This is a genomic window from Nocardia sp. NPDC051321 (genome assembly GCF_044455225.1).
GTDB lineage: Bacteria > Actinomycetota > Actinomycetes > Mycobacteriales > Mycobacteriaceae > Nocardia.
Genome location: NZ_JBITEM010000017.1, coordinates 1 through 22642 on the forward strand (window position 1 = coordinate 1; position 22642 = coordinate 22642).

At 68.2% G+C, this 22642-nt stretch carries 21 protein-coding genes; 12 read left to right on the forward strand and 9 right to left on the reverse strand.

The features are described 5' to 3' along the window. Positions 1–79: 79 nt before the first annotated feature. On the reverse strand, positions 80–532 hold the full coding sequence (locus ACIA8C_RS34740; protein WP_397142167.1) for a MarR family winged helix-turn-helix transcriptional regulator: 453 nt from the start codon (positions 530–532) through the stop codon (positions 80–82). Between the two features lie 249 nt (positions 533–781). Between ACIA8C_RS34740 and ACIA8C_RS34745 the strand changes: the two genes are divergently transcribed. Continuing rightward, complete coding sequence (locus tag ACIA8C_RS34745) at positions 782–1576, forward strand: SAM-dependent methyltransferase (protein WP_397142169.1); 795 nt, start codon at positions 782–784, stop codon at positions 1574–1576. Here ACIA8C_RS34745 and ACIA8C_RS34750 read toward each other — a convergent pair. After that, positions 1573–2355, reverse strand: a complete 783-nt coding sequence (locus ACIA8C_RS34750) for an IclR family transcriptional regulator (RefSeq protein ID WP_397142171.1) — start codon at positions 2353–2355, stop codon at positions 1573–1575. The genes ACIA8C_RS34745 and ACIA8C_RS34750 overlap by 4 nt on opposite strands. A gap of 87 nt (positions 2356–2442) precedes the next feature. Between ACIA8C_RS34750 and hutH the strand changes: the two genes are divergently transcribed. The 5 genes from hutH to hutI all read left to right on the forward strand — a co-directional run bounded on the left by hutH (position 2443) and on the right by hutI (position 9391). Continuing rightward, complete coding sequence (gene hutH / locus ACIA8C_RS34755) at positions 2443–4002, forward strand: histidine ammonia-lyase (RefSeq protein ID WP_397142173.1); 1560 nt, start codon at positions 2443–2445, stop codon at positions 4000–4002. A 70-nt stretch (positions 4003–4072) separates the two neighbouring features. Continuing rightward, positions 4073–5725 (forward strand): urocanate hydratase, encoded by a 1653-nt coding sequence (hutU, locus tag ACIA8C_RS34760; RefSeq protein WP_397142175.1) that lies wholly within the window; start codon positions 4073–4075, stop codon positions 5723–5725. After that, positions 5722–6957, forward strand: a complete 1236-nt coding sequence (locus tag ACIA8C_RS34765) for an allantoate amidohydrolase (RefSeq protein ID WP_397142177.1) — start codon at positions 5722–5724, stop codon at positions 6955–6957. The genes hutU and ACIA8C_RS34765 overlap by 4 nt, the downstream gene beginning before the upstream one ends. Continuing rightward, positions 6954–8258, forward strand: a complete 1305-nt coding sequence (locus tag ACIA8C_RS34770; protein WP_397142179.1) for a formimidoylglutamate deiminase — start codon at positions 6954–6956, stop codon at positions 8256–8258. The genes ACIA8C_RS34765 and ACIA8C_RS34770 overlap by 4 nt, the downstream gene beginning before the upstream one ends. Further along, positions 8246–9391, forward strand: coding sequence for an imidazolonepropionase (hutI, locus tag ACIA8C_RS34775; RefSeq protein WP_397142181.1), 1146 nt, complete (start codon positions 8246–8248; stop codon positions 9389–9391). Before ACIA8C_RS34770 ends, hutI begins: the two co-directional genes overlap by 13 nt. Before the next feature lie 11 nt (positions 9392–9402). Here hutI and ACIA8C_RS34780 read toward each other — a convergent pair whose 3' ends face one another. After that, positions 9403–10521, reverse strand: a complete 1119-nt coding sequence (locus ACIA8C_RS34780; protein WP_397142183.1) for a PQQ-dependent sugar dehydrogenase — start codon at positions 10519–10521, stop codon at positions 9403–9405. A gap of 118 nt (positions 10522–10639) precedes the next feature. Here ACIA8C_RS34780 and ACIA8C_RS34785 point away from each other — a divergent pair, with 118 nt between their 5' ends. From ACIA8C_RS34785 to ACIA8C_RS34795, 3 genes are all read left to right on the forward strand, one after another. After that, a complete protein-coding gene (locus ACIA8C_RS34785) occupies positions 10640–11539 on the forward strand; it encodes a LysR family transcriptional regulator (protein WP_397142185.1) in 900 nt (299 codons plus the stop codon). Between the two features lie 73 nt (positions 11540–11612). Continuing rightward, the gene (locus tag ACIA8C_RS34790; RefSeq protein WP_397142187.1) at positions 11613–12197 is read left to right on the forward strand and encodes a TetR/AcrR family transcriptional regulator; all 585 of its coding nucleotides are present in this window, start codon (positions 11613–11615) and stop codon (positions 12195–12197) included. Continuing rightward, a complete protein-coding gene (locus ACIA8C_RS34795; protein ID WP_397142189.1) occupies positions 12194–13696 on the forward strand; it encodes an FAD-dependent monooxygenase in 1503 nt (500 codons plus the stop codon). Before ACIA8C_RS34790 ends, ACIA8C_RS34795 begins: the two co-directional genes overlap by 4 nt. A gap of 7 nt (positions 13697–13703) precedes the next feature. Here the strand turns inward: ACIA8C_RS34795 and ACIA8C_RS34800 are convergent, their stop codons facing one another. Further along, the gene (locus ACIA8C_RS34800) at positions 13704–14609 is read right to left on the reverse strand and encodes a dienelactone hydrolase family protein (RefSeq protein WP_397142191.1); all 906 of its coding nucleotides are present in this window, start codon (positions 14607–14609) and stop codon (positions 13704–13706) included. Between the two features lie 265 nt (positions 14610–14874). Here ACIA8C_RS34800 and ACIA8C_RS34805 point away from each other — a divergent pair, with 265 nt between their 5' ends. Next, on the forward strand, positions 14875–16926 hold the full coding sequence (locus tag ACIA8C_RS34805; protein WP_397142193.1) for a CocE/NonD family hydrolase: 2052 nt from the start codon (positions 14875–14877) through the stop codon (positions 16924–16926). 1 nt (position 16927) lies between these two features. Here ACIA8C_RS34805 and ACIA8C_RS34810 read toward each other — a convergent pair whose 3' ends face one another. Beyond that, the gene (locus tag ACIA8C_RS34810) at positions 16928–17797 is read right to left on the reverse strand and encodes a class I SAM-dependent methyltransferase (protein ID WP_397142195.1); all 870 of its coding nucleotides are present in this window, start codon (positions 17795–17797) and stop codon (positions 16928–16930) included. Between the two features lies 1 nt (position 17798). Then, a complete protein-coding gene (locus tag ACIA8C_RS34815) occupies positions 17799–18719 on the reverse strand; it encodes an LLM class F420-dependent oxidoreductase (RefSeq protein WP_397142197.1) in 921 nt (306 codons plus the stop codon). A gap of 114 nt (positions 18720–18833) precedes the next feature. Between ACIA8C_RS34815 and ACIA8C_RS34820 the strand changes: the two genes are divergently transcribed. Both ACIA8C_RS34820 and ACIA8C_RS34825 read left to right on the forward strand, forming a co-directional pair. Further along, positions 18834–19784, forward strand: coding sequence for a dihydrodipicolinate synthase family protein (locus ACIA8C_RS34820; RefSeq protein ID WP_397142199.1), 951 nt, complete (start codon positions 18834–18836; stop codon positions 19782–19784). Between the two features lie 13 nt (positions 19785–19797). Next, positions 19798–20307, forward strand: coding sequence for a gluconokinase (locus tag ACIA8C_RS34825; RefSeq protein ID WP_397142201.1), 510 nt, complete (start codon positions 19798–19800; stop codon positions 20305–20307). A 1-nt stretch (position 20308) separates the two neighbouring features. Here the strand turns inward: ACIA8C_RS34825 and ACIA8C_RS34830 are convergent, their stop codons facing one another. From ACIA8C_RS34830 to ACIA8C_RS34840, 3 genes are all read right to left on the reverse strand, one after another. After that, positions 20309–20869, reverse strand: a complete 561-nt coding sequence (locus ACIA8C_RS34830) for a DJ-1/PfpI/YhbO family deglycase/protease (protein WP_397142203.1) — start codon at positions 20867–20869, stop codon at positions 20309–20311. A 67-nt stretch (positions 20870–20936) separates the two neighbouring features. Next, the gene (locus tag ACIA8C_RS34835) at positions 20937–21821 is read right to left on the reverse strand and encodes a DUF5995 family protein (RefSeq protein WP_397142205.1); all 885 of its coding nucleotides are present in this window, start codon (positions 21819–21821) and stop codon (positions 20937–20939) included. A gap of 17 nt (positions 21822–21838) precedes the next feature. Then, on the reverse strand, positions 21839–22636 hold the full coding sequence (locus tag ACIA8C_RS34840; RefSeq protein WP_397142207.1) for a M50 family metallopeptidase: 798 nt from the start codon (positions 22634–22636) through the stop codon (positions 21839–21841). Between the last annotated feature and the right edge of the window lie 6 nt (positions 22637–22642).

The window sequence follows — 22642 nt, forward strand, 5'->3', positions numbered from 1 at the left end:
TGCTGTGGGCACTGCTGCGCGACGGCCGCGAATTCAGCATGGAAAACCCGACCCCGGAGCCCGCTGCGGCTTGACACGGTCATTGAGAGTCTCCTTCGTTCGGTGCTGCCGAGAGTGCGCTGGTCAGTCGCCGCAGGGTGGCCCGCAGCGCTAAGAATTCGTCGACGGAAAGGCCGCACGCTTCGGCCATTTCGGCCGGGATGCCGCGTGCCTCGGCGCGCAGGTCGCGGCCGCGTTCGGTGAGCTGGATGTCGACGCGACGTTCGTCGTCCTCGGCGCGTTGCCGCCGCACGAGTCCCGCCGCCTCCAGCCGCTTGAGCAGCGGAGACAGCGTGCCGGAGTCCAACGCGAGGGCGTGGCACACCTCGCCGACGCTACGCCCGTCCTGTTCCCACAGGGCGAGCATCACCAGGTATTGCGGGTAGGTGAGCCCGAGCCGTTCCAGCTTCGGCCGGTAGACCGCCGTCATCGCCCGGGATGCCGCGTACAGCGGAAAGCAGAGCTGCTCATCGAGGGTGAGATGATCGGTCATGTCCAACAAAGTAGTCCGCAACTATATTGTGCACAACCAATCAACTGGGTGTTCCCAGTCACAATCCGGGGCCCGCCTGGAGGTAGAGTGTCCAAGCCCGCCAGGCTGGCGAGAACCGACTTCCGTGCACGCGGAACACGCGACTCGTGTCCAATCTGACTCTTCGCTGTTTATGTCCGAATTGACCGACACGGGCCGTTGGGCGCTTGTACAGTCAGCCGCACGTACCACCTCTCGAGGAGCCGCATCATGGTCCGCGAAAGCGATCGGCTGATCCGCACCGATGTACCCCATTCCGCACGAATCTGGAATTACTGGCTCGGTGGTCAGGACTATTACGAGGTCGACCGAATAGCCGGTGAGTCCGGGATCTCGGTGTATCCCGATATCGGGACCATGGCGCGGCAATCGCGCAAGTTCTTGATTCGGGCGGTGCGTTACCTCGCGGCGGAGGCCGGTATCCGGCAGTTCCTCGACGTGGGCACCGGTTTGCCCACCATGCAGAACACGCACGAGGTGGCGCAGGACGTCGCACCGGAATCCAAGATCGTCTACGTGGACAACGATCCGCTCGTTCTCGCCCACGCCCGCGCGTTGTTGGTCAATACCACCGACGAAGGCGTGACCGCCTTGATCGAAGCGGATTTCCACGATACCGATCAGGTGGTTACCGAAGCGCGCAATATTTTGAACTTCAACAAGCCGATCGCCGTTATGTTCATGGGTGTTCTCGGGCACGCGCGAACCTGGGACGATGTTCTCCGGATCACCGGCGCGTTGCAGCAGGCCATTCCGTCCGGAAGCTATTTCGCGATGTACGAAGGAACCACCGAAGATCCACGGCTGGTTCGGTTATCGGACTACTACTCCAAAACCGGAGCCGTTCCGTACTACGTGCGAACCGTCGATCAGGTGCGCGAGGTCTTCAAGAATCTCGACCTCGTCCCGCCCGGTGTCGTGCCGGTCAACCAGTGGCGCACCGACTCCGACGCCACCGGCGAGGAACCTTCGGCGGCGTGGGGCGGCATCGGTCGCAAGCTTTAGGTAGCCCGGCCGCCGATGCGCTGAGTGAGGTTGTCGGCGGTGCTGCGGACCCGGCCGGCCAGCGGAGCCCAGTCGGCGGGGCACGGGGTGGCCTCGCAGTGATGCCGCAACGTGACGCTGATGGCCGCGATAGGACGTTGATTGTGATCGAACACCGGATACGCGACCGAGGCGAAGCCTGGCGTCACGTGGCCGTCTTCGCAGGCCCAGCCGCGATGGCGCTCGGTGCCGAGGATGGTACGCAGCGACGCGAGCGAGTTGGGTCCGCGCTCGGTGCGGCGGACGAACGAGGCCGCCGACGGGAACAGCGCGCGAATCTGCGCGGCCGGAAGGTAGGCCAGGATCGCGCGGCCGCAGGCGGTCAGATGCGCGGGCAGCCGCACGCCGACGCCGGTGACCAGGGTTTCCGGGCGCAGCGGGCGTTCCTTGATGAGGTACAGCAACTCGTTGCCGTGCAGCACGCCGAGGTGCGCGTTGTGCCCGACCTCCTCGACCAGTTCCCGCAGCAACGGCCCGGCCAGCCGTTCGAGCGGATCATGGCGCAGATAGGCGGAACCGAGTTCGAACGCGGCGATGCCGAGCCCGTAGCGGCGCTCGCTGGGCAGGCGGGTGACGAAACGGGCCGCCTCCAGCTCGCCGAGCAGATGATAGGTGGTGGACCGGGGCAGGCCGAGCTCGCGCGCGATCGTCGAGGCGGAGATGGGCCCGGCTCGCCCCGCGAGTAGCTGCAACACCGCAAGGCCGCGGCGCAACGCCGGGACGTCGCTGCTCGTTCCCATGCCATCTCCTCGGCAAGTCTTGGATATCAGACAGATTCGGACCGACCCTCATTCTCCACTGCCCGCCGCGACGGTGGAATGGACCCCATGCCCGAAACTGCACAGCTCCCCACCGTGGCGCTCGACGGACCATTGACCGGGGAACAGGTCGTCGCCGTCGCGCGCCTCGGCGCCAAGGTCCAGCTGAGCGAGGCCACGCAGGACCGGCTGGCGCTGGCGCGTGCGCACGTCGACGCGCTGGCCGCGGGGACGGTGCCGACCTACGGCGTGTCCACCGGCTTCGGCGCGCTGGCGACCCGGCACATTCCGCAGGAGAGCCGGGTCGCGTTGCAGCGTTCGCTGATCCGCTCGCACGCGGCGGGCGCGGGCCGCCCGGTCGAGCGGGAGGTGGTGCGCGCGCAGATGGTGCTTCGGCTGCGCACGCTGGCAACCGGTCACACCGGGATCCGGCCGGAGACGGCGGCCACACTCGCCGCGCTGATCAACGCCGACATCACCCCGATCGTGCACGAGTACGGCTCGCTCGGGTGCTCCGGTGATCTCGCGCCGTTGGCCGCGGTGGCTCTGGCGCTGATGGGCGAGGGCGAGGTCACCGACGCCTCCGGCACCGTGACGGACGCGGCAACGGCCTTGCGCGCCAACGGAATCACGCCGGTAGTGCTGGCCGAGAAAGAAGGCCTGGCGCTGACCAACGGCACCGACGGCATGCTCGGCATGCTGGTGCTCGCGCTGGCCGATCTGCACATGCTGCTCGACGTCGCCGACATCACCGCGGCCATGAGCGTGGAGGCGCTGCTCGCCACCGATCGGGTGTTCGCCGCCGACCTGCAAGCGTTGCGTCCACACCCCGGCCAGGCCAGCTCGGCCGCCCGGATCAGCGCCGCCCTGGCCGGCTCGGAGATCGTGGCCAGTCATCGCGGGCCGGACTGTAATCGAGTGCAGGACGCCTACTCGCTGCGCTGCGCCCCGCAGGTGCACGGCGCGGCGCGGGACACCGTCACGCACGCGGAACTGGTCGCCGGTCGCGAATTGGCTTCCGCCATCGACAATCCCGTGGTGCTGGCCGACGGACGCCTGGAATCCAACGGCAATTTTCACGGTGCGCCCGTCGCCTACGTGCTCGACTTCCTCGCCATCCCGGTGGCCGACGTGGCGAGCATGGCCGAGCGCCGCACCGACCGGATGCTCGATGTCGCACGGTCGCACGGACTTCCGGCGTTCCTGGCCGCCGACCCTGGCGTCGACTCCGGCCACATGATCGCCCAGTACACCCAGGCCGCCGTGGTGAGCGAGCTCAAGCGCTTGGCCGTGCCCGCATCGGTGGACTCGATTCCGAGCAGCGCGATGCAAGAGGACCACGTGTCGATGGGCTGGTCCGCCGCCCGCAAACTGCGCACGGCGGTGGCCGGACTGACCACCGTGCTCGCCGTCGAATATCTCACGGCCGCAAGGGCGCTGGACTTCCGCGCACCCTTGCGTCCAGCGCCCGTCACCGGCGCGGCCCTCGCGTTGCTGCGCACCAAGGTCGAGGGGCCCGGCACGGATCGGCATCTCGCGCCCGAAATCGCCGCCGCCGAGGCGCTGATCCGCTCCGGCGAGTTCACCCGTGCCGTCGCCCCACATCTGGCCTCGTCCAACGGGTCATGACAACGAGGCTTGTCGAACTTTGCCGCGGCCACGTCTCGCTCGCGGCAGCAATTCATTGGAGGTTGGTTCTATGAGTCGGATCGTTCGGGCGGCGCGGGGCACGCAGCTGACTGCCAAGAATTGGCAGACCGAGGCGGCAATGCGGATGCTGCACAACAACCTTGATCCGGAGGTGGCCGAGCGGCCACAGGATCTGGTCGTGTACGGCGGCACCGGCAAGGCGGCCAGGAACTGGGCCAGCTTCGACGCGATCACCCGGTCGCTGACGACGCTGGAGTCCGACGAGACGCTGCTGGTGCAGTCGGGCAAGCCGGTCGGGGTGTTCCGCACCAACGAGTGGGCGCCGCGGGTGCTGATCGCGAACTCCAATCTCGTTGGCGACTGGGCGAATTGGCCGGAGTTCCGCAGGCTCGAAGCGCTCGGGCTGACCATGTACGGGCAGATGACCGCCGGTTCGTGGATCTACATCGGCACGCAGGGCATCCTGCAGGGCACCTACGAGACGTTCGCGGCGGTGGCGGACAAGCGGTTCGGCGGCACCCTGGCAGGCACGCTCACCCTGACGGCCGGTCTCGGCGGGATGGGCGGCGCGCAACCGCTGGCGGTCACCATGAACGGCGGCGTCGCGCTGGTGATCGAATGCGACCCGGCCCGGGCGCAACGTCGGGTGCAGGAGCGCTACCTCGACGAGATCGCGACCGACCTCGACGACGCGGTGCTCCGAGTGACCAACGCGCGCAGGCAGCGAAAGGCTTTGTCGGTCGGCCTGATCGGCAACGCCGCCGAGGTGCTGCCGCAGCTGCTCGCGCTCGGGCTGGACCCGGAGATCGTCACCGACCAGACCTCCGCGCACGACCCCCTCGCTTACCTGCCGCGCGGCATCGCCGTCGAGGACTGGGCCGACTACGCGGCGAAGAAGCCGGACGAGTTCACCGATCGGGCCCGCGAATCGATGGCCGAGCACGTCGGGGCCATGCTCGGCTTCCTGGACAAGGGTGCCGAGGTGTTCGACTACGGCAACTCACTGCGCGGCGAGGCCGCGCTCGGCGGCTGCGCGCGGGCCTTCGATTTCCCCGGCTTCGTCCCCGCCTACATCCGTCCGCTGTTCTGCGAGGGCAAGGGCCCGTTCCGCTGGGCGGCGCTGTCCGGTGACCCGAAGGACATCGCGGCCACCGACCGGGCCATCGTCGACCTGTTCCCGGAGAACGAGTCGTTGCGCCGCTGGATCAGGATGGCGAGCGAACGCGTTGCCTTCCAAGGGCTTCCGGCTCGCATCTGCTGGCTCGGCTACGGCGAGCGGCACCTCGCCGGGCTGCGCTTCAACGAGATGGTGGCCAGCGGCGAGCTGTCCGCGCCGGTGGTGATCGGGCGCGATCACCTGGACTCCGGCAGCGTCGCCTCGCCGTACCGGGAGACCGAGTCGATGGCCGACGGTTCCGACGCCATCGCGGACTGGCCGCTGCTCAACGCGCTGCTCAACACCGCGTCCGGTGCGACGTGGGTGTCCATTCACCATGGCGGTGGCGTCGGCATGGGCCGGTCGATCCACGCCGGACAGGTGTGCGTGGCCGACGGTACGCCGTTGGCGGCCGAGAAGATCGAGCGCGTGCTCACCAATGACCCTGGCACCGGCGTGATCCGGCACGTGGACGCGGGCTACGACCGCGCGAGCGAGGTGGCCGCCGAGCGCGGTGTGCGCATCCCCATGCACGAGGCGCCATGAACCAGACCCCAGAGCACGGCAGGAGCAAAGCGGTGGGCGTGAATCAGCTGATGGCCGAGATCGCCGGCGTCGGACGGGATTCCCGGCGCGGCGGTTACTCGCGCCACGTCTACGACTACGCCGACTTCGAGCTACGGGACTGGTTCATCGACCAGGCCTTGGACACCGGTTTGGACGTGAATACCGATCGCAACGGCAATATCTGGGCTTGGTGGGGAAGTCCAGGGGCCGGAGCGGTCGTCACCGGGAGCCACCTCGATTCGGTGCCCGGTGGCGGCGCTTACGACGGCCCGTTGGGCGTGGCCAGTGCGCTGGCCGCGGTGGAGATCCTGCAGGGCAAGGGTTTTGCGCCGACTAAGCCCCTCGCGGTGCTCGTGTTCGCCGAGGAGGAGGGCGGCCGGTTCGGGGTGCCGTGCCTCGGCTCGCGGCTGCTCACCGGCGCCATCGACGCCGATCGGGCCCGCGGTCTGCGCGACGCCGAGGGCGTCACGCTCGCCGAGGCGGCGGTGAAGGCGGGGCACGATCCGAAGCGCTTCGGTGCCGATCCCGAATCGCTGGCCCGGATCGGCTGTTTCGTGGAACTGCACGTGGAGCAGGGGCGCGGGCTGATCGAACTGGACAGTCCCGTCGCCACCGGCAGCAGCATCATCGCGCACGGCCGGTACCGGTTCTCCTTCTCCGGACAGGGAAATCACGCGGGCGCGACCCGTCTCGTCGATCGTCACGATCCGATGCTCCCGGCCGCGACGGTGGTGGCGGCCGCGCGCCGCGCCGCCGCCGCGATGTCGGACGCGCGGGCGACGGTCGGCAGGCTGGTGCCCAACCCCGGCGGCACCAATGTCATCGCGTCCAGCGTCGATTTGTGGCTGGACGCGCGTGCCGCCGGTGACGGCCGCACCGCGGCGCTGGTCGAGGACATCACCGAGGCGGCGCGGGCCGCCGCCGAGGCCGAAGGGTGCGAGCTCACCGTCACCGAGGAGTCCTATTCGGACGACGTCGTTTTCGACGAGCCGCTCCGGAGCCGGATGGACAAGGTGCTCGGCGGTGTGCCCGCGCTACCCACCGGCGCCGGTCACGACGCGGGCGTCCTCGCCGCGCACGTCCCCTCCGGCATGCTGTATGTGCGTAACCCGACCGGCATCAGCCACGCACCGCAGGAATTCGCTGAGGCCGCCGACATCGACAGTGGCGCACAGAGTCTCGCGCGAGTGCTGGAGGAACTCGCCGGATGACCACCTACTGGGCCGAATACGCCTGGCTGCCGGACGGTCTGGCCGAGGCGGTGACGATCGAGGTGACCGGCGCGACGATCCAGTCGGTGCGCCGCGGCACCGATCGAACCGGCACGGTACTGCCGGGATTGACCATCCCCGGCTTCGCCAACGCGCACTCCCACGCCTTCCACCGCGCCCTCCGTGGCCGCACGCAGCACGACCAAGGCAACTTCTGGACGTGGCGCGAACGCATGTATGCCGTTGCCGCCCAACTGGATCCTGACTCCTACTATCGGCTTGCGCGCGGGGTGTACGCCGAGATGGTGTTGGCGGGATACACCAGCGTCGGCGAATTCCACTACCTGCATCACGCACCGGGCGGTGCGCGGTACACGGATCCGAACGCGATGAGCGCCGCACTCGCGGCCGCGGCCGACGACGCCGGTATTCGGCTCACCCTGCTCGATACGTGTTATCTGGCAGGCGGATTCGGTGTGGAGCTGGGGGAGCGGCAACGCCGTTTCAGCGACGGCGGCGTGGCCGCGTGGGCGGAACGGGCCGCCGCGTTCACGCCGAAATCGGAGCTGGTGCGGACCGGGGTCGCCGCCCACTCGGTGCGCGCGGTGCCCGCGGCGGCGCTCCCGGTGATCGCCGAGGCGGCCTCGGGACGGCCGCTGCACGTGCACCTGTCCGAGCAGCCGTCGGAGAACACCGATTGCCTTGCCGCACACGGCCGCACACCGACCGCGCTGCTGGCGGAAGCGGGCCTGCTCGGCCCGCGGACGGTCGCGGTGCACGCGACCCACCTCACCACCGCCGACATCGCCCTGCTCGCCGACAGCGGCACCCGCGCGTGCTTCTGTCCTACCACCGAACGCGACCTCGGCGACGGTATCGGCCCGGCCCGCGCGCTGTCCGACGCCGGTGTTGGCCTGTGCCTCGGCACCGACAGCCACGCGGTGGTCGACGCCTTCGAGGAGTGGCGCGCACTCGAACTCGACGAGCGGCTCGCCAGCCGGGCCCGCGGCCGCTTCAGTCCGGCCGAGTTGTACCGCGCCGCAACCGATCACGCGTCCATCGGCTGGGCCGAGGCAGGCCGGATCGCCCCGAACGCGGCAGCCGACCTGGTCACCATCGCGCTCGACTCGATCCGCACCGCGGGCGCCGCGCCCGCCGCCGCCCTGTTCGCCGCGACCGCGAGCGATGTCCGCTCGGTACTCGTCGCGGGCCGTCAGGTCGTGTCCGAGCATCGTCACCTGCGGGTGGAACGTCCGGAAACCGTGTTGCGCGAGGAAATCGAGGCATTGTGTCGACCCTGATCACCGGCATCGGCGAACTCACCACCAACACCGAGGACGGCCCGGCGCGCAACGCGGCGGTGATCCTCGACGGCGAGCGGTTCGCCTGGATCGGCCCGGCGAGCGCGGCTCCCGCCGCCGACGAGCGGGTCGACCTCGGCGGCCGGGCCGCGCTGCCCGGCTGGGTCGACAGCCACACCCACCTGGTCTTCGCGGGCGATCGCACCGCGGAGTTCGAGGCCAGGATGGCCGGACGGCCGTACCGCGCGGGCGGCATCGCCACGACCGTGGCCGCCACCAGGGCCGCCTCGGACGACGAGCTGTCGGTCAACCTGGCGCGGCACATCGCGGAGGCGCGACGGCAGGGCACCACCTGCCTGGAAACCAAGACCGGGTACGGGCTGAGCGTCGCCGATGAACTCCGCTCGGCCAGGCTCGCCGCGGCGGCCGCCGATGAGGTGACGTTCCTCGGCGCCCATCTGGTCCCGTCCGAGATGGACGCGGAGAAGTACGTTGATCTCGTGTGCGGCGAGATGATGGACGCCGTCGCGCCCTACGTGCGGTGGGCCGATGTCTTCTGCGAGACAGGCGCTTTCGATCAGGACCAGTCGGATCGGGTGCTGCGCGCCGCGCGGGCGCATGGGCTCGGCCTTCGGGTGCACGGCAATCAACTGGGCGAAGGGCCGGGCGTCCAACTGGCGGTGCGCCACGGCGCGGCGAGCGTCGACCACTGCACCTACCTGACCGACGCCGACATCGAGGCCCTCGCGTCCTCCGACACCGTCGCCACCGTGCTACCCGCCTGCGACCTGTCCACCAGGCAGCGCCTCGCTCCGGCCCGCGCGCTGCTGGACGCCGGTGCCACAGTCGCGTTGGCCACCAACGCCAACCCCGGCAGCTCGTACACCACCTCGATGGCCTTCTGCGTCGCGACGGCAGTACTGCAGATGGGGCTTTCGGTAGCCGAGGCGGTGCACGCCGCGACCGCGGGTGGCGCGCGAGCGCTGCGTCGTGACGATGTCGGTGTCGTGCGCGTCGGCGCTCGCGCGGATCTGCAGGTGCTGGACGCGCCGTCGGTCACGCACCTGGCTTACCGCCCAGGCGTGCCGATGACCTACGCGGTGTGGCGTCTCGGCCGGCGGGTGCTCGGCTGACCGAGGCCCGCTCACCGCGCCGGGAAGCGAAGCACGCGATCGTCATTCGGCTGCGGTTCGCCGCGGCCGTCGGTGTTGGAGGTGGTGAGCCACAGCGCGCCATCCGGTGCGACCGCCACCGTGCGTAACCGGCCGTAGCTGGCCCGCAAAACATCTCGGGGTTGACCAACCGCGCCGTCGCGCAGCGGCACGGTCCACAGCCGCTGGCCCTGTAGTGCCGCGGCGTACAAGGTGTCCCCGGCAATCGCGATCCCCGAGGGCGAAGCCTCCGACGTCGACCACGTCACCAACGGTTCGGTGAACCCGCGATCCGCGCCGCCTGCCCCCTCGACCGCCGGCCAGCCGTAATTGTGTCCCGGCTCGATCAGATTGATCTCGTCGAACCGGTTCTGCCCGAACTCCGCCGCGAAAAGCCGCCCGGCGCGATCCCAGGCCAGCCCTTGCACATTGCGATGCCCCAGGCTGTACATCGGCGATCCCTCGGCCGGATTGCCCTGCGCCGGAAGGCCTTCCGGCGTCAGCCGCAAAATCTTGCCGTTGGGGCTCGCCGGATCTTGCGACCGAGCGCTCTGTCCCGCGTCGCCGGTACCGGCATACAACATGCCGTCCGGCCCGAAGGCGATCCGGCCACCATTGTGATTGGCCGACTTGGCGATCCCCTCGAACAGCACTTCCGGCGGTCCGTCCAGCCGAAACCGGGCGATCCGATTATCGGATTCGGCGGTGAAATAGGCATAGACGTAATGGTTTTCGGCGTACTGCGGCGACAACGCCAGCCCGAGCAGGCCGCCCTCGCCGCTCGCGACGACCCCGGGCACCCGGTACGCCTGCTCCGGCGCGTGACCGGGCCCGATCCGCAGGATGCGCCCGCTGTCGCGTTCCGCCACCAGCGCATTGCCGTCGGGCAGGAACACCAGCCCCCACGGGACCTCGATGCCGTGCGCGATCTCCTCGGCCGCGCCGAGGTCGGGCGCACCGAACGGTTTACTCGGCGCGGTGCTCCGCACGGTGGCGGGGGAGGGTTCGGGCCGGTCGCCGCTCTCGCACCCGATCACGCACACGGCAAGTAATACGGTGACCGCGACTCCGGCAATGCGACGCCGCGCTGACCTGACTTCCGGATAACTCACGCGGGCACCTCCGACGATATTTGTGCGTGCGCGGCGCGCGGGATGAAGCCACATCGGTTGGCCGCGCACCACGGGCGGTAGCCTGACCCAGTCTTGTCCCCCGAACCACGCTGAGGTCATGGAACTTCGTCAACTGAGGTATTTCGTCGCGGTGGCCGAGGAGCTACATTTCGGCCGGGCGGCGGAACGACTGATGATTGTGCAATCGTCGGTCAGCCAGCAGCTCGGCCGACTCGAACGCGAGCTCGGCGTCGTGCTGCTGGAGCGCTCGCCTCGTAGCGTCCGGCTCACCGAAGCCGGGGCGGCGTTCCTGCCTGCCGCCAAGAAGGTGCTCGCCGCCGAGAAGCGCGCCAGGACCAGCGTCGCCGACTTCCTGACCACGCCGACCGTCCTGCGGATCGGAACCAGCCGAGGCATGGGCGAACGGCTGGAGCGGCTGCTCGTCGCGTTGAAGTACCGCGCGCCCGGGGTGAAGGTGGAACTGACGTCGGCGGCGCTCGGGCAGCGGCTGCGGAAGGTGTCGGAGCACGAGTGGGACGCGGCGTTCCTGCGCGGCGAGGTGGCCGCGCCGGAAGGCGTGCGGCAGATTCCGGTGTGGTACGACGAACTGGTCGTCGCCCTGCCCGCCGATCATCCCTCGGCCGCCGACCGGTGTGTCGATCTCGCTGAGCTCGCCGAGCTGCCGCTCTATCTGACAAACCGGCAGAACAACGCTTTGCTCGATGATCTTGTGCTGACCGCGTGCGGCAAAGCGGGATTCGAGCCGGTGTTCGGTCCCGAGCAAGTCTCGATCCAGGACACCCTTGCCGCACTCGGCGCCGGTGCCGCAGGCTGGACTGTCCTCTACGCGCCGCACGCACGACTCTTGCACAGCAGCCGGGTGGCCTTCCTGCCCGTATGCACGCCGGGTGTGCTCGCGCTGCCGACCGTGCTCGCCGTGCGCACCAATGCCATGGAGCGCTTGCAGCCGCTGCTGGAGGCATGCCAGGACGTCGCGCTCGGCGATCAAATTCTGTAGTTGGCCTTGTGTCGATCTCTAACCTTCGTTATCGTTGAAGTGAACGGAACCGTACCGTTCACTAGGAGGAGTTGTGGTCAGGGGTGTTGAACGCGAGCAGGCGATACTCGCCGCCACCTATCAGCTGTTGGGCGAGATCGGTTACGCGGCAATGACAATGGATGCCGTCGCGGCACGAGCGCAGGCCAGCAAGGCGACCATCTACCGGCGGTGGCCGGGCAAGCCCGCGCTGGTGAAGGCGGCGATGGACGCGCACGACGCCGAATATGTCGCCGACATTCCCGACACCGGGACCGCGCGCGGCGACCTGATCGCGGCGCTGCTCGCGCTGACCGCGCAGGTCGACGACCACTACGTGACCATGATGACCGGCGTCATGCACGCCATGCGGGTGGACACCGAACTCGCCGAAGCGCTGCGCGAACACGTGGCCGACGAGGACCTCGGCCCGTTCCGCACCGTCGTCGACCGCGCCATCGCCCGTGGCGAACTGCCCGAAGGCACCGAAACCGAACTGGCGCACCAGGTCTCCGAGGGGCAGATCATGCGCCGGATGTTTCTCGGCGAGCCGCTGGACCGGGCCTTCCTCACCGGCCTGGTGGACGAGCTGCTACTGCCCATCCTCACCCGCACCTTCCCGGCGAAAGCAGACAGATGACAACAACAGACCTACCGGTGCTGATCGTGGGCGCCGGACCCACCGGGCTGACGCTCGGCTGCGACCTGGCTCGGCGCGGGATCGAGTGCCTGGTGGTGGACAAGGCCGCGCGGCTGTTCCTCGGCTCGCGCGGAAAGGGTTTACAGCCAAGGACTCTGGAGGTCTTCGACGACCTCTGCCTGATCGATGCGGTAATCGCCAACGGTGCGCCGTTCCCCTCGTTCCGCATGTACGCCGACACAGAGGTGAAATGGACGCGGACACTGCACGAGATGCTCGGCATCGAGCCACTCGAACGCGAGCACGGCGTGCCCTATCCGAACGCGTGGATCTTGCCGCAGTGGCGCACCGACGAACTGCTCCGGGACCGGCTGCTCGAACTCGGCGGCCGCCTCGAATTGAACACGGAGTTCGTCGATTTCGTTCAGGATGACACCGGTGTCACGGCGACGCTGCGTCGCGATGGTGAGCTCGTGCGGGTGCGCTCCCGATACCTGGTCGGGACGGACGGCGGCGGCAGCGCGGTGCGCAAGGCGCTCGGCGTCGGCTTCGAGGGCGAAACCTTCCAGACCGAGCGAACGCTGATCGGCGACGTCAAAGCTGAAGGCTTGACCGGCACCTACTGCCACATGCTGACGACCGGCAGTGTGCAGGAACGCTTTTCGCTATGGTCCATGCCGGGAACCGACTACTACCAGTTCATTGCCAATATGACCGCCGACGATGTACCCGAGCTGACCCTGGCGGCCGTGCAGAAGATCCTCGACGAACGGTCCGGCCGCTCGGATATCCGGTTGTACGACCTGAATTGGATCTCGGTGTACCGGGTGAATGTCCGCATGGTGGACCGGTTCCGGGTCGACCGGGTGTTCCTGGCGGGCGACGCGGCGCACGTGCATTCCTCGTCCGGCGGGCAGGGCCTGAACACCAGCGTGCAGGATGCCTACAACCTCGGCTGGAAGCTGGCCGCCGTGCTGTCCGGCGCGCCGGACCGGCTGCTGGATACCTATGAGGCCGAGCGGTTTCCGATCGCGGCACGGGTGCTCGATGTGACGACGCGTTCGCATCGCCAGGACTTTCGTGACGCGGAGCCGGGGGAGGGAAGTCTGGATATCTTCCAGCTGAAGGTCAACTATCGTGGCGGACCGTTGGCCGTTGACGCGCGCGAGACGCCGGGTGCCGTGCGTGCGGGCGACCGTGCGCCCGACGCTCAGTGCGGTGATGCCAGCCTGTTCGATCTGTTCCGCGGAACGCATTTCACGGTGCTCGGATTCGGCGCCGACACCGCCGCGGCTGTTGACGAAGTCGTACGCGCGCAGGGTGATCGGGTACGTGGGCGCGTGCTCGAACCTCACGAAACTGGTTCACCTGCGGCCTTCCGCAACTATGACATCGACCCGTCCGGGCCTGGCACGTTGGTCCTGGTCCGTCCCGACGGCTACATCGGCGTCGTCGCAACGGATTCCGCGCCGATCCAAGACTTCCTTGCCGCCTGGTAGCGCCCGGTCAGCTCAGATGTGTTCCGTACCAATCGAGTACCCGCCGCCAGGCCTCGGTGGCGGCGGCCGGTGCGTAACGGGGCCCGGTGTCGTTGAAGAACGCGTGGTCGGCATTCGGCGCGACCCACATCTCGTGCGGCGTGCCCGCCCGGTTGAGCGCGTCCTCGGCGGCCTGGCGGGTGGCGTCCACGCGAGTATCCGCCGCCGCGTAGATGCCCAGCACGGCGGCTTTCGAGGCCGAGAGGTCGCCGTTGTCGGGGAACGGGCCGTAGAACGGCGTTGCCGCGGCGAGAGCCGACGGCCCCGAGACGAGGAGTAGCCAGACCAGCCCGCCGCCGAAGCAGAACCCCGTGGTGCCGAGCTTCTTGCCAGGGACACGCCGTCCGAGCTCATCGAGCCCGGCCCGCAGGTCGGCGATGAACTGCTCCTGCGGCGTATTGCTGAGCTCGGCGGTGGCCTGCGCCGGATCGGTGAAGCTCGCCGTGCCACCCTTTTCGGACAGCAAGTCGACGGCGAGGGCCGAGTAACCCGCACCGGCGAATCGTCCTGTTACCGAACGGATGTGATCGGTGAGGCCCTTGTTCTCGTGGATGACGAGCACGCCGCCGCGAGGCTGCGCCGCCTCGGCCCAGGCGCCCTGCAATTGCCGATTGCCGGGACCCGCGAAGGTGATCGGCATCGCGGGCAGTGCCGAGCTGGATCCAGGCGGCGTGGATGGTGTTGCGGCGGAGGGTGGTTGCGAGGTTGCCGGCTGGTCCTTGGGCTCGGTCGAGCAGGCCGCGAGCAAGGCGGCGGCCGCCGGAATGCCGAACCCGAGCAGCCCGAGGCGGCGCAGCGTCTCGCGGCGATTCAGCAGCCCATCGGCATGATCGGCGGCGATTTCTTCCGCGATATAGCGCTGCAGCGGCGTCATGCCCACCAAGGTAGGCCCCGCCGCGACGATCCGCGTGGCATTCCGGGCGAGTTGCTGCTGCCCAGTTCTTAAACCAAACTGCGCGGTATTCGATATGCCCGATTTGCGCAAATACGCTATCGCGCAATCGGATCGGTTCGTCGGGCTGGACCAACACGACAAACCGACCGGGCCGTACCTCCCGGGGATTTGCGCACAGATTGCTATCTTGACAAACCGATACGCGGAACTCCATCAACGTGCGGTACATCGGTCGAGGAGCAGGATGCTTTCGGGGCAGCAAGTGGCACAACAGTTTGTCCGCGCGGCTCGATTGGCGACGGTGCTATCGATCGTTGTAGTTGGCGGTGGATTTGCGGTGGGGTCGGTGGCGGCCCAGCCGGACAGCGGGGCACGCAGCGAACAATGGACCGCACTGCACGACGGCCCGCAGCCATACGCCGATGTACACATCGACTGGGATGTGCCGATCCGAATGAGCGACGGGGTGGTGCTGAAGGCGAACGTATACCGGCCGGTGGACGGGTTCGGGGCGGTGGAACAGCGCCCGCTGCCGACCATCGTGAACCTCACGCCGTACACGAAACTGCTGACGAACCTGGTCGATTCGGCGCTGGCGGCACCCGGCCTGCAGCCGATGGTGATGGACCTGCTCGGGCGGATGAACCTATCGGGGACGCCGATCAGCGGCTTCGGTGATCTGCTGCACGCGCTCGACGGCGGCACCGTGCAGACCGTACTCGGCGTCGACCGCGCCCTGATTCGCAGCGGATACACCCTGGTTGTCGCAGATGTGCGCGGTACCGGTTTTTCCCAGGGCACGTGGGACACCCTCGGCACCCGCGAACAGCTGGACACCCGCGAGGTGATCGGCTGGGCCGCCGCGCAGCGGTGGTCCACTGGCAAGGTCGGCATGAGCGGTGGCTCCTACGCGGGCATCAACCAGCTGCGTGCGGCCGAAAACGCTCCGGCCGCACTGAAAGTCATTTTCCCGGTCGAACCGGGTAGCGACCTCATGCGCGATGTCGTCGCGCCGGGCGGCGGCGTCGGCACCACCTTTCTGCCGCTCTGGCTGAGCAATGTCAACCAGATGAAGCTGATCCCCGACGTGCGGTCGATGCTGAACGGCACCTTCGACTGGCGCTGGTTCAACGACCGGATGGCCGACCCGGCAACCAATTCCGATCTCCTCAGCCAGGCGCTGCTCGTACCGTCGCTCGATCGGATTCCGCAGACGCTGGCCGCCGCGCTGGACGATGACAGCGACTTCCGGCAGGCCATTCTCGGACATCCGGAGCGAATCACGGTGCCCACCTTCGTCTATGGCGGCTGGCACGACATCTTCGCCAACAGCGCGACCACGGTGTTCAACGCGATCCCGTTGCCCGCGAGCAAGAAACAGCTACTCGTCGGCGACACCTATCACGCCAATCCCGGCGCGGGCACGGGCGTGCCCGGCGGCCCCGCGCGCTTAGAAGTGTTGCAGCGGGTGTGGTTCGACAAGTGGCTCAAGGACATCGACCATGGCCTCGGCGAATTCGGCCCGGTGACCGTGTGGGAACAGGGCGGCGGCTGGAAGACGCTGGAGAAGTTCCCGCAGGACAACACCACCCATCGCCGCGTCTACCTGTCCGCGGCGCCCAGCGGCACCGCCGAGAGCGTGTACGACGGATCGCTGTCCGCGACAAAGCCGGACGAGCACCGGACGCTGACGGTGTCGCCGGGCCTCGCCAATGCCTGCTCACGCGACACCGCCCAGGGTGCCGCCGGACTAACCGCGGTAGTGGACATGTGCGCCAAGGACTCTCGCATCGCCGAACACGACGCGCTGACCTTCACCGGCACCCCGGTCACCGAACCGACGGTCATCTCCGGCCCGATCAACCTGCACCTCAACACCGTCCACGACGCGACCGACGGCTACTGGGCGGTCACCGTGAATGACGTTGCCCCGGAGGGAACTTCGACGGTGTTGAGCACCGGCCAGCTCACCGCCTCGATGCGCGCGGTCGACGAGGCGAAGAGCAGCCGCTCGGCCAACGGCGACTACACCGCGCCGTACAACCCGATCACCTTGGCCAGCCTGCTGCCTGTCGTGCCAGGCGAGCCCGTCACGCTGGACATCGCCGTCATCCCCATCCAGGCGGTGCTGCGGCCCGGACATCGACTACGCGTCGACGTCTTCGCCGGAAACTCGCCCAAGGCACTGCCTTTCCGGCCGATGCTCAACAACACCGAACTCAAACCACAGTCCCTGCAGCTGGATCCGGCCCGGCCGAGCTTCGTGAACCTGCCGACCAGCAGGCCGCTCGGCTGAATCAGGTGCGGCGGGCGCGGGCGACGCGGGCGTGCAGTCGCTCGGGATCGGGCCCGAGCTCCGCTCGCCCTACATAACTCGCGATCAGGTCGGATGCGCTGAGGTCCTCGACGTCGTCGAAGCCTGCCGCCCGCAGTTCCGCCGCCAGTTCGGCGGGGCTGAAGTGGCTCAAAATTGGTTCACCGAGTGCGGCAAGACGGTCCGCTCTCGCTCGTAGTTGAGCGTGGTGTTCCGGCGCGGCGTCGGCGGCGGGCGGGACGTAATCCAACGCCAACCGAACCGGGGTCGCCTGCTCGGCCATGTAGCGCAACGTCGACCGGATGGCGTCCCCGGTCAGATACATCACGACGCCGAGCCAGACGAAGACGGCAGGCTGGTCTCTGGTAAAGCCTGCCGAGGCCAAACCTGTTGCCAGCGTTTCGCTCTCGAAGTCGATCGGTGCGAAGGTCATAGAATCGGGGACGGGGATCGCGGCCTTGGCGAGCAGCTGCCGTTTCCACGCCTGCGTCGCCGGATGGTCGACTTCGAATACGCGCAGCGCCGGATCGGGATTGCGATAGGCGAAGGTGTCCAACCCCGCGCCGAGGATCACCACCTGCCGCGCCCCGTCCGACACCGCGTCGGCGACCGTCTCCTCCGCGAAGCGCGACCGGCTTGCCATGAACAACCGGCGGACGCGATAAAAGGCGATCTCCTCGCTCGGCTCGCTGGCCGTCGCGGCAATCGCCTTCTCGGCCAGCTCTTGCGCGGTCACACCGGTGATCGGCACGGCTAAGGGATCGGTGAAAACGCGAGGCTCGGGAGCGATTTGATGATAGGCACGCGCGGACGCGGTAGCGAAGGCCGTCCGGCTGGGCTTCCCGACCTCCATGTCAGATCTTCCCTTGCACCTGGTCGGCGATCAGCTCGAGGTGGTCGAGATCGGCGAGGTCCAGTATCTGCAGGTAGATCCGTTGCGCGCCGATCTCGGCGTAGCGGCCGATCTTGTCGACCACCTCGGCGGGCGAACCGGCCAGGCCGTTCGCCTTCAGCTCGTCCACCTCGCGGCCGATCGCCGCGGCCCGGCGCGCCACCTCGGCGTCGTCGGCGCCAACGCAGGCGACGAGCGCGTTCGAGTAGACCAGGTCGTCGGCCCGGCGTCCGCGCGCCACGGCGGCCGCGCGGACCCGCTCGAACTGGGCGGCGCTGTCGGCTAGCGAAGCGAACGGCATATTGAACTCGGTCGCGTACTGCGCGGCCAGCCGTGGCGTCCGGGTGGCGCCGTGTCCGCCGATCAGCACCGGCACCGGATCCTGCACCGGCTTGGGCAGGGCGGGGGAGTTGGCCAGCTGGTAGTGCTTGCCGTCGAAGTCGAAGGTGTCACCCAGTTTGGTGGACCACAGCCCGGTGATGATGGCCAGCTGCTCCTCCAGCCGCGCGAACTTGTCCGCGGGGAACGGGATGCCGTAGGCGGCGTGCTCGTCGGCGAACCAGCCGCTGCCGAGGCCGAGTTCCACACGGCCACCGGACATCTGGTCCACCTGGGCGACCTGAATCGCCAGCGGTCCAGGCAGCCGGAAGGTGGCGGCGGTCACCAGCGTGCCGAGCCGGATCCGCTTGGTCTCCCGCGCCAGCCCGGCCAGGGTGATCCAGGCATCGGTGGGGCCGGGCAGGCCATCCGCGCCGCCCATCGCCGCGTAGTGGTCGGACCGGAAGAACGCGTCGAATCCCAGGTCCTCGGTGGCTTTGGCAACGGTCAACAGCGTGTCGTAACTCGCACCCTGCTGCGGCTCGGTGAAGATGCGCAATTCCATGGTCCCCATGGTGCCCGAGGGCACTTCCGTACGGTACGACCGGGGCGTGCGGTTCATCCCTCAGTATGAACTTCGCCACCCGAGCAAGATGGGGGCGAGGAATGGAGGTTTTCGATGAGTATCGCGGGGATCGTGGCGTATCCGGTGACGCCGTTCAGTGCCGACAGCGGCAAGGTCGAGGAGAGGGTGCTGCGCGGACTGGTCGATCGGCTGGTCGACGCGGGCGTGGATGCTATTGCGCCACTGGGGAGTACGGGGGAGAGCGCGTACCTCGACGATCAGGAGTGGGCGGCGGTGGCGTCGATCTGCCTGGAGCAGGTCGATGGGCGGGTGCCGACGGTGGTCGGGGTGTCGGAGTTGACCACGGCGGGCACGATCGCGCGGGCCCGGCTTGCCGAACGGCTCGGCGCGACGGCGCTGATGATGTTGCCGGTGGCGTACTGGCGGCTGACCGAGCCGGAGCTGCGCAGGCACTTCACCGCCGTGGCCGACGCGGTGGCGCTGCCGATCATGGCGTACAACAATCCAGGCACGAGCGGCATCGACATGGCACCGGAGTTTCTGGTGGAACTCGTTGCGGGCGTGGACAACATCACGATGATCAAGGAATCCAGCGGGGATATCGCGAGGATGCGGCGGATCGCGGAGCTCGGTGGCGCGGGTGTGCCGTTCTTCAACGGCAGCAATCGGCTTGCGCTGCAGGCGTTCGAAGCCGGTGCCGTCGGATGGTGCACGGCCGCACCGTGTTTGATGCCGGAGCAGATCGTGGCCGTATGGCGCTTACTGAATTCGGGCGAAACCGCGGCAGCGACAGAGCTTTTCGAGCGGCTGGCACCATTGCTCACCGCAATGACCCGCGGCGGACTGCCGAGGACTGTCAAAGCGGGACTGCGGTCGCTCGGGATCGAAGTAGGCGATCCGCGACCACCACTGCTGCCCCTGGACACCGACACCTGTCGCGCGCTCGCCGAACTGATCGCAGGTGCTCGACCAGACATCGCTACGGTCGCGCTAATGTCTGGTTCGGACATGCCGCACCGCCCGGTGTCGGGTGGCGCGCGATAGCAAAGGAGCCGATGTGCCGGAGCGAGCGCTGCCCGTCGTAGTGGTGATGGGGGTGTCGGGGTCCGGCAAGTCGACGGTAGGCAGGGCGCTCGCCGCCGAGCTCGGGGTCGAATACGCCGAGGGCGACGATTTCCACCCCGCAGCGAACATCGCCAAAATGGCGGCGGGTATCCCGCTGGACGACGCGGACCGGGCGCCCTGGCTCGACCTGGTTGCCGCTTGGATGGGCGATAGAACCGAGCAAGGCGGCGTGATCACCTGCTCAGCGCTGAAACGCGCCTACCGCGACCGGTTGCGCGCCGCCGCACCCGACGCGTTCTTCCTGCATCTGGCCGCGCCCCGCGAAGAACTCGCGCACCGAATGACCGATCGCACTGGACATTTCATGCCGTCGAGCCTGCTCGATTCGCAGCTGGCCGCGCTCGAGCCGCTGGCCGGCGACGAGCGCGGCAGCACCGTCGACGCGACCCGCGACCCGGCCGAGCTGGCTCGCGAAACGTCGGCGGCACTGCGCGAGCTCTGACCTACGACTTGATCAGCTCGTCGGCGATCGCCCGGCTGAAGTCGTCGAGGTCGTCCGGATTACGCGACGTGATCAGCGCCCAGCCGTTCTCGGCCGAACGCACCACCGGCTGATCGACCCACCTGCCGCCCGCATTGGTGAGATCCGTGCGCAGCGAGAAGTACGACGTCAGCGTCTTGTCCGGGGTGAGCTCGGCCTCGACGAGCAGCCACGGCCCGTGGCAGATCGCGGCGATAGGTTTACCCGCGCCTGCGAACGCCTTGGCCAGTTCGACGGCGCGATCTTCGGCACGCAGCTTGTCGGCGTTGACGGTGCCACCGGGCACCACCAGCACGTCGAAATCGTCGACGTCGACGTCATCGAACGACGAATCCGGCTGCACCGTGACGTCCTTCTCGGTGTCGTGCTCGAAGGTCTGCACCTGCTCGTTCTTGGGCGCGGCGTGCACCACGGTGGCACCCCGCTGCTTCAACTCTTTCTGCGGAACAAGCAGCTCATCGCGCTCAACACCCGTGTTCGAAGTGATGATCAGTACGCGCGTCCCATTCAGGTCTTCCGGCATGGCCGACAACTCCCTTCCATCATTCGTCCCAGGAGTAGGCGTGCCGCGAATCCGGAAAGCTAAACCTCTACAGCCCGCCGAGTCGGGTGAGCACCTCGAACGCCACGTCGGCGCTGCGCCACAACGCGTCGATCTCGACGCGCGCCGCCGGGGCGAGCGCGGGATCGGTCAGCGCTAGTCCGTTGCCGAAAATCACCACGTTGGCACCCGCATCGGCGAGACGAAGCAGCTGTGGCGTGGCGACACCTTGACCGACGAGCAGGTCGAGGCCCTCGCCGACGAAGTAGAACCGCCACAGCGGGCCGAGGTCGCCGTGATAGATCTCCTTGGTCGCACTGACGATCAGCGAACCCTGCTGCGCGATCGCGTCGACGATCTTGAAGTAGTCGGGCGCATTGGCGGGTATGCCGTTGACCGCGGCCACCGCATAGGACAGATCGACGGACAGATGCGCGTCGTATCCGGCCATCGCGACGCGGGCCGGGGACAGGTCGCAGCGGCGGGCGAGGTCGAAGTAGTTGGCCCACTGCGGATCGGTCCGCGCACCGGTGAATTCGGCGTGCACGTTGCGCAGGAACCGGGACAGCAGTTCGAGACTGATTCGATGCGCCCACTCGGGATCGGCGAAGGCGGCCGGGTTGCGCTGCAACGGCATCACGGCGGCCTGCTCGACGGCATCGAGGCCGAGCGCGAAGACGCCGCGCAGATCCCGATGCTCGACGAGGATCTCGGTGAGCCGCCGATGCTGTTCGACGGCCTGTTCCAGCTGTTCCAGCGAGGAACCGGTGAGCGTGCTTGTGTCGGACAGCTCGGCGATCGAGGAGACTTCGGCGGGCGACAGCGCGGTGCCGCAGGCGGAGTCGACGACCGCGCCTGCCGGGCTCGCGCCGAACAGCGTGGCGCCGCCGAACAGCAGAGCCGAGACGAGGGCGAGCCGGATGGTGGTGATCATGTGCTGCTCCTACCTTCTTATTGTCCGGTGGGGCAGGTCCCGCCGGACACACTCTGCAGACAGATCCCGGAGATATCGGAGATCAGGAACCCCGCGCCGATGACCAGCGACCCGACCGCGATCACCCCGAACAAGCCGACCCACAGCAGGCCGGGCAGATGGGTGAGCCGAGCGAGTTGATCGGCGTCGGAGGCGACGTCCTCCTGATAACGGCTGCGTAGCTGGCGGGAGCGGCCGCGCTGCAATTCGAGCACCGGCCGCGCTCCGGCGAGCAGCAGGAGCCAGGCGCCGAGATAGGCGAAACCCGCCTGCAGCGTGTCGGTGCCGAACCAGGACACGGCGAACACGGTCGCGCCGACCACGAACACCGTCAGCATGCCGTAGACATTGCGCGTCATGATCAGCACCGCGGCCAGCAGCGCGATGGCCACCCACAGCATCAGCGTGATCCGGCTCGCGCCGAGCAGCGCGGCGAAGGCGAGCCCGAGCAGCGGCGGTCCCGGGTAGCCCGCCATGGTCGTGAGAATCATGCCGAGGCCGTAGGGTTTTCCGCTCGACACGGTGAGACCCGAAGTGTCCGAATGCAATCGGATGCTGTTGAGCCTGCGGCCGGTGAGCAGCGCGACCAGCGCGTGCCCGCCCTCGTGCGCGATCGTGACGATATTGCGGGTGAATCGCCAGAGGGGGGTGTATCCGACCAGCACGAGCGCGACCACGCCCGCGCCGGCCACCAACCACCACGGCGGCTGGGTTTGCGTTGTCGTCAAGCGGTCGACGATGGAGGTGCCACGCTCGACCCATTCGGCTCTGTCCACCGCCGC